Origin of the sequence: Cupriavidus campinensis (assembly GCF_905397395.1) — a bacterium.
Classification (GTDB): domain Bacteria; phylum Pseudomonadota; class Gammaproteobacteria; order Burkholderiales; family Burkholderiaceae; genus Cupriavidus; species Cupriavidus campinensis.
Genome location: NZ_CAJPVH010000095.1, coordinates 1 through 11699 on the forward strand (window position 1 = coordinate 1; position 11699 = coordinate 11699).

Annotated in this window: 12 protein-coding genes and 1 pseudogene; 5 read left to right on the forward strand and 8 right to left on the reverse strand. The window is 68.2% G+C overall.

Annotated features, from left to right (window positions below; all coding sequences use genetic code 11):
- Positions 1 to 305 (reverse strand): cobalamin biosynthesis protein (locus KHO18_RS27040; protein ID WP_211944214.1); only part of this gene is annotated, 305 nt, incomplete at its 3' end.
- Between the two features lie 10 nt (positions 306 to 315).
- Complete coding sequence (gene cobU / locus KHO18_RS27045; RefSeq protein ID WP_144197937.1) at positions 316 to 1032, reverse strand: bifunctional adenosylcobinamide kinase/adenosylcobinamide-phosphate guanylyltransferase; 717 nt, start codon at positions 1030 to 1032, stop codon at positions 316 to 318.
- Between the two features lie 169 nt (positions 1033 to 1201).
- Between cobU and KHO18_RS27050 the strand changes: the two genes are divergently transcribed.
- Positions 1202 to 2686, forward strand: coding sequence for a cobyric acid synthase (locus tag KHO18_RS27050; RefSeq protein WP_211944216.1), 1485 nt, complete (start codon positions 1202 to 1204; stop codon positions 2684 to 2686).
- Positions 2687 to 2787: 101 nt separating this feature from the next.
- Positions 2788 to 3456, forward strand: a complete 669-nt coding sequence (locus tag KHO18_RS27055) for a ParA family protein (protein WP_211944215.1) — start codon at positions 2788 to 2790, stop codon at positions 3454 to 3456.
- On the opposite strand, the gene KHO18_RS27060 is transcribed toward KHO18_RS27055, so the two are convergent.
- Positions 3445 to 4014 (reverse strand): GNAT family N-acetyltransferase, encoded by a 570-nt coding sequence (locus KHO18_RS27060; protein WP_144197939.1) that lies wholly within the window; start codon positions 4012 to 4014, stop codon positions 3445 to 3447. The genes KHO18_RS27055 and KHO18_RS27060 overlap by 12 nt on opposite strands.
- A gap of 208 nt (positions 4015 to 4222) precedes the next feature.
- Here KHO18_RS27060 and KHO18_RS27065 point away from each other — a divergent pair, with 208 nt between their 5' ends.
- Complete coding sequence (locus tag KHO18_RS27065; RefSeq protein WP_144198126.1) at positions 4223 to 5419, forward strand: PepSY-associated TM helix domain-containing protein; 1197 nt, start codon at positions 4223 to 4225, stop codon at positions 5417 to 5419.
- A 10-nt stretch (positions 5420 to 5429) separates the two neighbouring features.
- Here KHO18_RS27065 and KHO18_RS27070 read toward each other — a convergent pair whose 3' ends face one another.
- The 5 genes from KHO18_RS27070 to KHO18_RS27090 all read right to left on the reverse strand — a co-directional run bounded on the left by KHO18_RS27070 (position 5430) and on the right by KHO18_RS27090 (position 8590).
- Positions 5430 to 5948 (reverse strand): type II toxin-antitoxin system YhaV family toxin, encoded by a 519-nt coding sequence (locus KHO18_RS27070; RefSeq protein ID WP_144197940.1) that lies wholly within the window; start codon positions 5946 to 5948, stop codon positions 5430 to 5432.
- On the reverse strand, positions 5948 to 6301 hold the full coding sequence (locus tag KHO18_RS27075) for a type II toxin-antitoxin system PrlF family antitoxin (protein ID WP_144197941.1): 354 nt from the start codon (positions 6299 to 6301) through the stop codon (positions 5948 to 5950). Before KHO18_RS27075 ends, KHO18_RS27070 begins: the two co-directional genes overlap by 1 nt.
- A 142-nt stretch (positions 6302 to 6443) precedes the next feature.
- Positions 6444 to 7286 carry a pantoate--beta-alanine ligase gene (gene panC / locus KHO18_RS27080; RefSeq protein WP_144197942.1) on the reverse strand — a complete coding sequence of 281 codons (843 nt, stop codon included), beginning with the start codon at positions 7284 to 7286 and terminating at the stop codon, positions 6444 to 6446.
- Positions 7287 to 7442: 156 nt separating this feature from the next.
- The gene (locus KHO18_RS27085) at positions 7443 to 8336 is read right to left on the reverse strand and encodes a segregation and condensation protein A (RefSeq protein ID WP_144197943.1); all 894 of its coding nucleotides are present in this window, start codon (positions 8334 to 8336) and stop codon (positions 7443 to 7445) included.
- Between the two features lie 62 nt (positions 8337 to 8398).
- On the reverse strand, positions 8399 to 8590 hold the full coding sequence (locus KHO18_RS27090) for a DUF3460 family protein (protein ID WP_144197944.1): 192 nt from the start codon (positions 8588 to 8590) through the stop codon (positions 8399 to 8401).
- Positions 8591 to 8806: 216 nt separating this feature from the next.
- Here KHO18_RS27090 and KHO18_RS27095 point away from each other — a divergent pair, with 216 nt between their 5' ends.
- Both KHO18_RS27095 and KHO18_RS27100 read left to right on the forward strand, forming a co-directional pair.
- Positions 8807 to 10696, forward strand: a complete 1890-nt coding sequence (locus KHO18_RS27095) for an autotransporter assembly complex protein TamA (protein ID WP_377732369.1) — start codon at positions 8807 to 8809, stop codon at positions 10694 to 10696.
- 5 nt (positions 10697 to 10701) lie between these two features.
- A pseudogene (locus KHO18_RS27100) lies at positions 10702 to 11699 on the forward strand (translocation/assembly module TamB domain-containing protein); the annotation flags it as partial.

The following is an 11699-nucleotide window of genomic DNA, read 5'->3' on the forward strand; positions in this document are numbered from 1 at the left end:
AGCGCCGCGTAGAGCGCCGCCGCGTGCAGGGCCCACGCCAGCGCGGGGTGCGCGCGCTGCGCGAGCGCGACCAGCCCCCAGGCCAGCGCGGCAGGCACGAGCACCATCGTCGCCCAGGCCAGCAGTCCGGCGGTGCGTTGGCGTAGTGAGGAACATGCGGGGCGATTAAGACGCGCTTCCAGCGCGGCGGCCAGGCGGCCGAAGCCGACCAGCGGATGCCAGCGGCGCGGTTCGCCAAGCCAGCGGTCCAGCAGCACGCCGGCCAGCGCGGCGGCCACGCAGGCCGCCCAGGACATCATCAACATGGTGGGAAGATCACGCGGGGTCGGCGCCCTTGACCGCGACCGGAATGCCGGCCACGAGCAGGCGCACGCGGTCCGCGGCGGCGGCCAGCTTCTGGTTCAGGCGGCCCAGTTCGTCCACGTAGAAACGGGTGATGGCGCCCGTGGGCACCACGCCGAAGCCGATCTCGTTGGAGACCAGGATCACGTGGCCCGGCAGCATCGGCAGCGCGGTGAGCAGCGCGTCGATTTCCTCGGTGAAGGCGGGCGGCGGGGTGATGACGCCGTACTCGGGGTAGGCGCGGTTCTCGTCGAAGATCAGGTTGTTGAGCCAGAGCGTGACGCAATCGACGAGGATGCAACCGTCATGGCGCGCGTGCGCGTAGAGGGCGTCGGCAAGGTGCACCGGCTCTTCCACCAGCGCCCAGTCGGCCGGGCGGCGGGCGCGGTGCAGCGCGATGCGCAGCTCCATTTCCTCGTCGGCCGGTTCGGCGTCATGGCGCGCGGTGGCGATGTAGGTCACCGGGCCGCACGTCAGCATGGCGTGGTCGGTGGCGAGCTGCTCGGCGAAATGGCTCTTGCCCGAGCGCGCCCCGCCCAGCACCAGCGTGAGCGTGCGCGGGGCGGCCGTGCCGGCCTGCGGCTGCGGCGCGGTCTCCGTCTCGGGCGCGCTGGCAACGGCGGCGCCGGCCGACGCGGGGTCGGCGGGGCCCGTGATGCCGAGTGACTTGACGATGGCCTTGGTTTCCATCCCGCGTATTGTAGCGGCGGCATGCGGTGCCCGCACGCATGGAACTTGCAGGGCCGCCGCGCATGGCGCCCCGGCGGGGCGGCGACGCTGCGATAATCGCGCCATGCAATCGAAAACTGTTTCCAGCGGCGCGCCGCTGCCCGGCGGGCGTGCCCTGCGCGGCACCCTGATGGTCCAGGGCACCACCTCCGATGCGGGCAAGAGCACCATCGTCGCCGGCCTGTGCCGCGTGCTGGCGCGCGCCGGCGTGCCGGTGGTGCCGTTCAAGCCGCAGAACATGGCGCTGAACAGCGCGGTGACCGTCGATGGCGGCGAGATCGGCCGCGCGCAGGCGCTGCAGGCGCAGGCGGCGGGGCTCGCCCCGCATACCGACATGAACCCGGTGCTGCTCAAGCCGAGCAGCGACATCGGCGCGCAGGTCATCATCCACGGCCGCGCGCGCATGGACCTGGACGCCCGCGCCTATCACGCCTACAAGCCGCAGGCGATGGCCGCCGTGCTGGAGAGCCACGACCGCCTGAAACAGGCGTACGAAGTGGTGCTGGTGGAGGGCGCCGGCAGCCCCGCCGAAATCAACCTGCGCGACCGGGACATCGCCAACATGGGGTTTGCCGAGCGGGTGGACTGCCCGGTGGTGCTGGTGGCCGATATCGACCGGGGCGGCGTGTTTGCCCATCTGGTAGGTACACTCGATTGCCTGTCCGAGACCGAGCGCGCGCGCGTGACCGGTTTCATCATCAACCGCTTCCGGGGGGATATCCGCCTGCTGGAGCCGGGGCTTGACTGGCTTACCGCGCGCACCGGCAAGCCGGTGTTCGGCGTGCTGCCTTACCTGCACGGGCTGCACCTCGATGCCGAGGACGCGATCATCGACGCCCAGCCCGCCCGGGAAGGCGATGACGTGCTGCGCGTGATCGTGCCGGTGCTGCCGCGTATCTCGAACCATACGGATTTCGATGCCCTGCGCGCGCATCCCGGCGTGGACCTGCGTTTCATCGGCCCGGGCATGCCGGTGCCGCCGGCGGACCTTGTGATCCTGCCCGGCAGCAAGAGCGTGCGCGCGGACTTGGCCTTCCTGCGTGCCAACGGCTGGGACCACGCGCTGGCGCGCCATCTGCGCTATGGCGGCAAGCTGATCGGCATCTGCGGCGGCATGCAGATGCTGGGCCGGCGGATTCATGACCCGGATGGCCGCGAAGGCCCGGCCGGCAGCAGCGATGGGCTGGGCTGGCTCGACTTCGACACCACGCTGGTCCCGGAAAAGCAGCTGCGGCAGGTGAGCGGCCGGCTGGCGGGCGACGCTGCGGCGCCGGTACGCGGCTACGAGATCCACCTCGGCGTGACCGAGGGGCCGGCGCTGGATCGGCCTGCTTTGTGGCTGGAAGACAACATTTCGGGCGATGGCGCCCAGCGGCCCGATGGCGCCCGTTCGGATGACGATCAGGTGCTGGCCACCTACGTCCACGGCCTGTTCGACGACCCCGCCGCGTGCGGCGCGCTGTTGCGCTGGGCCGGTTTGCGGCACGCGGAGGGGGTGGACCTCGACGCGCTGCGCGAGGCATCGATCGACCGGCTGGCCGACACCATGGCCGCCCATCTCAACCTCGCTGCGTTGCTTGGACCGCTTTCGCCCCCTAGTCCTGATCCCTCCTGATCCCTCCTGATCCCTCCTGATCCCTCCTGATCCCTCCTGACCGTTCAGTCCGGGGCGCCGAGCCGGTAGACTATCGCAGCCATCGGTTCCTGGAGCTTTTCATGCCGGTAGTCGTGATCGCGAATCCCAAGGGCGGCGTGGGCAAAACCACGCTGGCCACCAATCTGGCGGGCTATTTCGCCCGCCACGGCCATGCGGTGATGCTGGGCGACACGGATCGCCAGCAGTCCTCGCGCGCCTGGCTGGGGCTGCGTCCGGCCGCGGCGCCGCCCATCCGCACCTGGGAGATCAACGGCGACCACATCGCCCGGCCGCCCAAGGGCACCACCCACGTGGTGCTGGACACCCCGGCCGGCCTGCACGGCTGGCGCTTTGCCGATGTCATGAAGCTGGCGCACCGCGTGGTGGTGCCGCTGCAGCCCTCGATGTTCGACATCCTCGCCACCCAGGACTTCCTCACCAGACTGGCCGACGAGAAGCGTGTGCGCCACGGCGAGGTGGCCGTCGGCGTGATCGGCATGCGCGTGGACATGCGCACGCGCGCGGCCGAGCAATTGCAACGATTTGTCGAAGGTCTGGGCCTGCCGGTGCTCGGCTACCTGCGCGACACGCAGAACTACGTGCAACTGGCCGCGCACGGGCTGACGCTGTGGGACGTGGCGCCGTCGCGCGTGGCGCGCGACTGGGAGCAGTGGCAGCCCATCCTGCACTGGCTCGATGGCGGGGCAGCGACGCAGACTGCTGCGCCGTCCTCCCCCTCAGCCGCCTGAGCTGCCTGAGCTGCCTGTGAGGCGCCGCAGCAGCGCGTCTACATCGACCCACGTCACCCGGCGGATCGGCATCATCAGGTCGGTGCCGGGAAACGGATCGTCGAAACACGCCGATTCCTCGCCGCCCAGCGCCCGGTAGAACGCCCGCGCCTGGGTGTTGCCGTCGAGCACATAGAGAAACAGCGGCTTGCCGGGCCATTCGTAGGCCACCCGCGCTGCGCAGTGGGTCATCAGCCGCTTGCCGAGGCCGAAGCCCTGGTAGCCGGCCATCACATGGAGGTTGTCGAGGTAGATGCCGTAGCCCGGTTCAGCCAGCGGCATCAGGCAACTGAAGCCGGCCGGCTTGCCGTCCACCCGCAGGATGGTCACGAGCAGCGGCGCCTCGGCGTCCTCCAGCATACGGGCGCGCCAGGTGGCCAGCCGTTCGGCCGGCGCGTGGTTTTCGAGGTATTCGGCGGGAATCAGGCCGGCATAGGCGTGGCGCCAACTGTCGGTGTGCAGCGCGGCCAGCAGGTCCGCGTCAGCGGCTGTGGCAGGGGCGAGTTCGATATCGGACATGGCAGGGCAGGTGTGGGCGGCGCACGACGGCAACGCCACCGCACGGCCACCGATCTTAACTTGCCACTGTTAGAATCGCGAATTCTTCGCATTTGCATTTGCGGGCTGGCCCACAGATGCCAAGCGATCGCCCCCGTGTGGTGCATCGGCATGTCTTTGAGTGACCGATACGGCACCCTGGCAATCCCCCCAATCCGCCCCTGACACCATGGTCTCCGGCCGTCTTCGTACCGTCTTCCTCAAGCTGCATCGCTATATCGGCCTGACCTTCGGCCTGCTGTTCGTGCTAATGGGCCTGACTGGCACCATGATCGCCTGGCGCGAGGAACTGGACACCTGGCTCAACCCGGATTTGCTCGAGGCGTCCTCCGCCGCGCGGATTCCGGTGGGGGCGGCCACGGTGGAGTCGGTCACCGCCAAGCTGATGGCCGACCCGCACTACGGCAAGCCGAACCTGCTGATGCTGCCGATGCATGAGCACGGCGTGTTCATCGCCTATTACCCGCTCAAGGGGCCCGAGGCCGGGCCGGGGCGCTCGCGGCAGGTGATGATCGACCCGATCACGCTGGCCGTGAAGGGGGAACGGTTCTGGGGCGTGCCGGGGCTGTCGCGCCAGCAACTGATGCCGACGCTGTTCCACCTCCACCGCTACCTGCTGAGCGGCGATACCGGCAAGACCATCACCGGCGTGGCCGGCATGATGCTGCTGTTCCTGGTGCTGGTGGGGATCGTGCTCTGGCTGCCGAAGCTGACGGCGCGGGCGCTGAAGCAGTCGGTGCGCATCGCGCACGGCGGCTCGTGGTCGCGCTTCACCTACACGCTGCACCGGGCGGGCGGCCTCTTCGCGGCGCCGGTGCTGGCCACCATCGCGTTCTCGGGCTGGTACCTGAACCTGCCGAAGTGGGTCACGCCGATCATCAGCAGCGTGATGACGGTGAGCGCCACCGAGAAACCCCACTCGGCCGCGCCGCCCGAGGGCGTGCACGCGATCACCCCGGCCCAGGCCATGACCGCTGCCCAGCGCGAGTATCCGGGCGCGCTGGTCACGCGCATCGGGCTGCCCCGCAAGCCGGGCGATGTCTACGAGATCCGCCTGCGCCAGTCCGGCGAGATCCGTGGCGACAGCGGCGCCACGCGGCTCTGGCTGGATGCCTATACGGGCCAGCGTCTCGGCGCCCGCGACCCGCTGGCCAAGGACGCGCCGTCCGGCGATACCCTCATCAACTGGCTGTTCCCGCTGCACACTGGCGAAGCCTTCGGCACGCCGGGGCGCGCCTTCATCACCGCATTCGGCCTGACCCCGCTGATCTTCGCCATCACCGGCGTACTGATCTGGTGGAAGCGCCGCAGCGGCCACCGCCGCCATCTGGCGCGGGAACGGGAGCGGCTGCGGCGGGCGGGGTGAGCGGGCGGCCTCAGTTCATGGAGACACTGCGGAGCGGCGTGACGATGCCGGCGAGGTCTCGCTCGGCCAGCCGCGCCGCGGCCAGCAGGCTGTCCCAGTCGTCGGGTGGGTTGCCGTTCGCCAGCATCTTCGCGAACACACGGTATGCGTCGGTCTTGCTTTCGTAGGCGCGCATGGTGGTCTCGTCGTTGACCCAGCCAAAGACGATGACCTTCTGCTGCGCGTTGAAGCGGTAGAAAAGCCGGTACTGCTGGAAGAAGCGCGCGCGGCACCAGTGCTTGTGTGTGTCGCCCAGCGTGCCCCCGAGCCGGTAATCGGCGTTCGCCGGGTCGGACGGAATCCTGTTCATCATCAATTCGAAGATCGCCACGAGCCGCTTCGTGGCGTTCTTCTGCCGATAGCCTTCCGGATCTTTCCTTGCCAGCGCCTCGACGGCGTTGGCCAGCGACGTCAGTTGATCGATGAACAACGGATGGGCGTACAACCGCCACCCGTTGACGACCGGGGTTTCGGTTTGCGGCGCTGCCATCAGTCTTCGTCCGGCAGCGGGGCGTCGAGGTCGATCTCGATTCGATTCGTCAGCTTGTCGATCCGGGCCAGCAGTTCCACGCTCAATGCACGCAGGCGTTCCGGATGCTGCGCGATGTCGCGTTCCAGCAGGTCCAGGAAGGGTTCGAGCGCCGGGTCATGGGATACCACCACGCCCGTCGCGCGTTGCATGACGACTTCGCCACTTGGCCGCACCACGTAACGGATCTTGTCGCGCCGCTCCAGCTTCAACGCGCGCCGGACGACGTCCGGCACGGTGGTCTGGAAGCGGTCGGTCAGGGTTGACTCCGCCTCGACAATGGCCTCATCAGGGGCGTGGAACACGAGCGGCATGGTGGAACTCCTCAGCACAATGCCACGATGGTAATGCATCCGCATTACTTGGGCAATGCAGTTGCATTGCTGATAAGGCGAAAATAAGCCCGCGCAGTGGCGGGCTCATTCGGTAGCGGAGTCGGCAGCGGAGTCGGGAAACTCAGATTTCGAGGTTATCGATCAACCGCGTGGCGCCCAGTTTGGCGGCGGTCAGCACCACCAGCGGTTCGCCGGCGGCGAATTCCTCGCGGGTGGGGGCTTGCAGGTTCTCGCGCTTGCGGATGGACACGTAGTCGGGCTTCCATCCCCGCGCGGCCAGCTTGGCCACGGCGTCGGCTTCCACCTGGAGCAGGTCGACCTTGTCACCGGCGAGTACCGTGTCGCGCACTTCATGGAGTGACTTGTAGAGCATTGGCGCCTCGGCGCGCTCGGTCTCGGTCAGGTAGCGGTTGCGCGACGACAGCGCGAGGCCGTCCTCGGCGCGGATGGTCTCCGCCGGGATGATGTCGATCGGCAGCGCAAACTGCTTGACCATGCGGCGCACGATCATCAGCTGCTGGTAATCCTTCTTGCCGAACACGGCCACGCGCGGCTGGGCGCACGAGAACAGCTTCATCACCACCGTGCACACGCCCTTGAAGAAGCCGGGGCGGAATTCGCCTTCGAGGATGTCGCCCAGGTCGTGCGGTGGCTCCACGCGGTATTCCTGCGGCTCCGGGTACATGTCGCGCTCGGTGGGCGCAAACAGCACGTAGACGCCTTCCCTCTGCAGCTTCTCGATGTCGTCCTGCAGCGTGCGCGGGTACTTGTCGAAGTCCTCGTTCGGGCCGAACTGCAGCCGGTTGACGAAGATCGACGCCACCACCGGGTCGCCATGCTGGCGGGCCAGCCGCATCAGCGACAGGTGGCCTTCATGCAGGTTGCCCATGGTGGGGACAAACGCCGCGCGATTCTGCCCGCGCAACTGGTCCCGCAGCTCTTGGATAGAGGAAATGACTTTCATGTACGTGGTGTGCTGTCGTGGTAGGAGAGCGCCCGGGTGCGTGCCCGGGGTGCACCGGCTCTTAATATCGCTGAAACGGGGGATGGCCGGTTGTCGGCGGATTGTAGAGCATCCGCGCCATTCGAAATGCCGCCGTGGCGGCCCGACCTGCGGGAATCAGGTCGGCGTGTACGTCAATCGCACATAAATTGGTGCGAACGGCTCGGCCTGCGTGATCTCGACGAGGGCCTCGCGGGACAGTTCCAGCATGGCGATGAAGTTCACCACCACCACCGGCACGCCCTTGCCCGAGCGGATGGCATCGTCGAACAGTTCGGTGAACTCCATGAACCGCGAGTGCTGCAAGCGCCGCAGGATCTGGCTCATGTGCTCGCGCACGGACAGCTCCTCGCGCGAGATCTTGTGGTGCTGGTTGAGCTTGGCGCGCCGGAGCACGTCGGCCCAGGCGGACTGGAGGTCGATCGTTTCCACGTCCGGGAAACGCGGCGACAGGCTCTGCTCGATATAGACCTGCGAGCGCAGGAAGTCGCGGCCGAGTTGCGGGACGGTGTCCAGCCGCTGCGCGGCCAGCTTCATCTGCTCGTACTCCAGCAGGCGGCGCACCAGTTCGGCGCGGGGGTCCTCGGCTTCCTCGTCGCTGTCGGCCTTCTTCACCGGCAGCAGCATGCGCGACTTGATCTCGATCAGCATCGCGGCCATCAGCAGGTATTCGGCAGCCAGCTCGAGGTTGGTCTTGCGGATCTGCTCGATATACAGAAGATACTGACGCGTCACCTGGGACATCGGAATGTCCAGCACGTTGAAGTTCTGCCTGCGGATCAGGTACAGCAAGAGGTCCAGCGGCCCTTCAAACGCTTCCAGGAAGATCTCGAGCGCGTCCGGCGGGATGTAGAGGTCCTGCGGCAGCTTGAACAGCGGCTCGCCGTACAGGCGCGCGAAGGCCATGCCGTCGACCATGTCGCCGGGGGCCGCGCCGCCGGCGGGCGCCACGGTTGGCAGCTCCACGGGCAGCGTCAGCTTGTCCTGTGCGTCTTTCTCGCTCGGATGCATCCGGTCAGGTCGGGTTCGGGGTCGGGCGGGCCGGGATCGGGCTCAAGCTGGCTCAAGCGGGCTCAGTTGCCCGACGAGTACACGTACGGCTTCTGGGCCACGCGCGAGTCGTTGGCGCGGGCGCGTTCCTCGAGGTCGATCGGGGTCTTGTCCCACAGCAGGGCGCGGCCTTCGCGCTGCTCGGCTTCCAGGGCAGGACGTTCCTGCTTGAGCGACTTGATGAACTGGGTGATATCCGATTCGTACATGGCCATGATGAAACTCGCCGCCCGGTGGCGGAGTGGGGGAATAGTGGGGCACGATTTTACCGTATCGGCGACTGGGCAAGGAGGAATCGGCGGGCAATGCCCGGGAAGCAGGCTGGAAACCGGCCCCGGGCGCCGGTTTCCGGTGTAATTTGACGCGATTCCGGCGTCGGACGCGGCGCCGGGTGTGGTCAAATAGCGACTTTGCCGGATCGACACGGACGGATGAGGATCGACTTGGGTCACGTGGCCACAAGGAGCGCTGCAAGCCGGGCGTTGCAATGCCCCCCACAGCCCCCCCAAGCCGGGGACGGTTGCCGCGCGCGCCTGCGCCGGGCGGGCCTGGCCCTGGTGCTCGGGCTGGCCGGGCTGTTGATCCAGATGCTGGCGTCCGAGGCGCTGGCCGCCCGCGCTGCCTACAAGGTGGAGATCGAGGCACCCAAGGTCCTCAAGGACATCCTCGAGGAACACCTCGACCTCGCCCGCTACGCCACCCGCACCGATATTTCCGAAGACCAGTTCGCCTACATGGTGGAAACCGTGGGCGAGCAGGTGCGCCAGTTCGCCTCCACGGAGGGCTGGTTCGATCCTGAAACCAAGGCCACCGTGACCGGCGAGGGCGACAGTCGCGTGGTCCATATCAGCGTGGACCCCGGCGCGCGCACGCTGATCCGGCGTGTGGACCTGGAGGTGACCGGCCCGGCCGCCACGCAGAACCCGCAGCAGGTGAACGAGATGCGCGCCAAATGGGGCCTGCCGGTCGGCGACCCGTTCCGCCAGGCAGATTGGGACAAGGCCAAGGAAGACGCGCTGGTTGCCCTGCAAAGCCATACCTACTATGGCGCGAAGCAGACGGCATCGCGCGCCCGGGTGGAGCCGGACGAGCATGCCGCCGATTTGTCGGCGCGCTTCGAGAGCGGGCCGGCCTATGTGCTCGGGGCGCTCGAGGTGGAGGGCACGCGCCGCTATCCCGAGCAGATCGTCCGCAATGTGAACCCGCTCCGGGAGGGCGAGCCGTACCGCGTGGAGCGCCTGCTCGAGTTGCAGCGCGCGATCCAGAACCAGCCGTACTTCTCCAACGTGCAGGTGGACCTGGCCGAGCCCACGCCGGCCGAATCGGCCGACGCCGCCGCCAAGGACGAGACCGTGGTGGCACCCGTAAAGGTGCGCGTGCGGGAATATCCAACGCACCGCGTCTCGTCCGGCGTCGGCTTCACCACCGATACCGGCGCGCAGGTGGAAGGCCGCTACTCGTACTACAACCTGTTCAACCGCGCGTGGGTGCTCGACACCCAGGCGCGTATCGAGCAGAAGCGCCAGTACGGCTTTATCGAGGCGGCCATGCCGCCGGACTCGCACACCTACCGCAACAGCATCTACACCAGCTACGAGCGCACGATCGACGTCGAGAGCACCGACCTGACCAGCTGGCGGGCCGGCCTCAAGCGCTCCCGCTCGCGCGAGAAGTACGACACCACGGTGTCGCTCGATTTCTATTACGACAACCTCGTGCCGTTCGGCCAGCCCGAGCAGATCTCGAAGGCGCTCGTGCCAGCCTTCGCCTGGACCCGCCGCGACGTGGACAACCCCGTGTTCCCGCGCCGGGGCAACGTCATCAGCACGCAGATCGGGGTGGCGGCCAAGAATATCCTGAGCGATGCCACCTTCCTGCGCATGTATGGCCGGATTCGCCAGTACGTGCCAGTGGGCAACCGCGACCTGTTCATCGCCCGGCTGGAGCTGGGCGCCAACATGACCTCGGCCGATCCGGCGCTGATTCCGGCCTCGCTGCGCTTCCGCGCGGGCGGTACCGATTCCATCCGCGGCTACAGCTACCAGTCGATCGGCACGCCCAACGGCGCCAGCGTGCTGCCGGCGCGCTTCCTCGGCACCGGCAGCCTGGAGTACCAGTACTGGTTCAAGCCCGAATGGGGCGTGGCGGCGTTCTGGGACATGGGCACGGCCACCAATGACCTGCACGGCGTGAAGCTCTATCACGGCGTGGGCGTGGGCGCGCGCTGGCGCAGCCCGGTGGGCCCGGTGCAACTGGACATCGCCTATGGCATCCAGCAGAACCAGTTCCGGCCGCATATTTCGCTGGGGGTGGCGTTCTGATGCATATGGACATGCCACCCGTGCCCCGCCGCAACGAGGACGAACCGCGCGCGCCTCGCCCCCCTCGACCAATACGTCGCGTCTGGCGGGTGATTGGCTGGACGCTGGCCGTGCTGCTGGCGCTGCTGATCGCCGCCATCGCCACCGCCGTGGTGGCGCTGCGCACCGAGGCCGGCACGCGCCAGCTCTGGACGCTGGCCACGCGCTTCTCGGCCGGCCTGCTGGCCGGCACCTTCGAGGGCGGTACGGTCGCCAGCGGCCTGCGGCTGCGTGACGTGGTCTACGCCAGCGGCGACACGCGCGTCAGCATCGACAGGATCGACAGCCGATGGAGCGCGACGTGGTCCCCGGCGCGGCTGCATGTGGAATGGCTGCGCCTGGGCAAGATCGACGTGCGCCTGCCGCCGTCCGCGCCCACGCCGGACACCGGGCCGGCACAGATGCCGAAGTCGCTGGAACTGCCGCTGGCCATCGACGTCGACACGCTGACGATTGCCGAACTGTCGCTGCTGCAGGGCCCGCCCGCGACGGCCACGCCGCAGGTGTTTTCCGATCTTTCCGGCGCGCTCCATTCCGATGGCATGCGCCACCGCGTGGTGGTGGACAAGCTCGTCACGCCGTACGGCACGCTGCAGGCCAATGCGCAGATTGCCGGGCAGGCGCCGTTCGCGCTGTCCGCCGAGGCACTGCTGGAGGGCCGCTGGCAGGAGGAATCGTTCGCGGTGTCGGCCACCGCCAGCGGCGCGCTGGACGCCCTGCGCGCCGAGGCCGAAGCCACCGGAGACCGCATCCGCGCGCGGGCCGGCATCGACCTGACGCCTTTCGGCAAGGTGCCGTTCACCCATCTGCTGATCGATGGGGACCGCATCAATCCGCGCCTGTTCAGCCCGACGGCGCCGCAGGCCAACCTGACCGTGCACGCCGAGCTGCGCCCCGTGGAAGCGGTGGCGCCGCCGCCGCAGATCGCCCGGCCGGCGCCGGGGCAGTCCACGGCCAGCGCGGT

Coding starts and splice junctions, on each gene's coding strand:
- cobU (WP_144197937.1), bottom strand. CDS start 1,032: ATGGAAACCAAGGCCATCGTCAAGTCACTCGGCATCACGGGCCCCGCC.
- KHO18_RS27050 (WP_211944216.1), top strand. CDS start 1,202: ATGGTCCAGGGCACCACCTCCGATGCGGGCAAGAGCACCATCGTCGCC.
- KHO18_RS27055 (WP_211944215.1), top strand. CDS start 2,788: ATGCCGGTAGTCGTGATCGCGAATCCCAAGGGCGGCGTGGGCAAAACC.
- KHO18_RS27060 (WP_144197939.1), bottom strand. CDS start 4,014: ATGTCCGATATCGAACTCGCCCCTGCCACAGCCGCTGACGCGGACCTG.
- KHO18_RS27065 (WP_144198126.1), top strand. CDS start 4,223: ATGGTCTCCGGCCGTCTTCGTACCGTCTTCCTCAAGCTGCATCGCTAT.
- KHO18_RS27070 (WP_144197940.1), bottom strand. CDS start 5,948: ATGGCAGCGCCGCAAACCGAAACCCCGGTCGTCAACGGGTGGCGGTTG.
- KHO18_RS27075 (WP_144197941.1), bottom strand. CDS start 6,301: ATGCCGCTCGTGTTCCACGCCCCTGATGAGGCCATTGTCGAGGCGGAG.
- panC (WP_144197942.1), bottom strand. CDS start 7,286: ATGAAAGTCATTTCCTCTATCCAAGAGCTGCGGGACCAGTTGCGCGGG.
- KHO18_RS27085 (WP_144197943.1), bottom strand. CDS start 8,336: ATGCATCCGAGCGAGAAAGACGCACAGGACAAGCTGACGCTGCCCGTG.
- KHO18_RS27090 (WP_144197944.1), bottom strand. CDS start 8,590: ATGGCCATGTACGAATCGGATATCACCCAGTTCATCAAGTCGCTCAAG.
- KHO18_RS27095 (WP_377732369.1), top strand. CDS start 8,807: ATGAGGATCGACTTGGGTCACGTGGCCACAAGGAGCGCTGCAAGCCGG.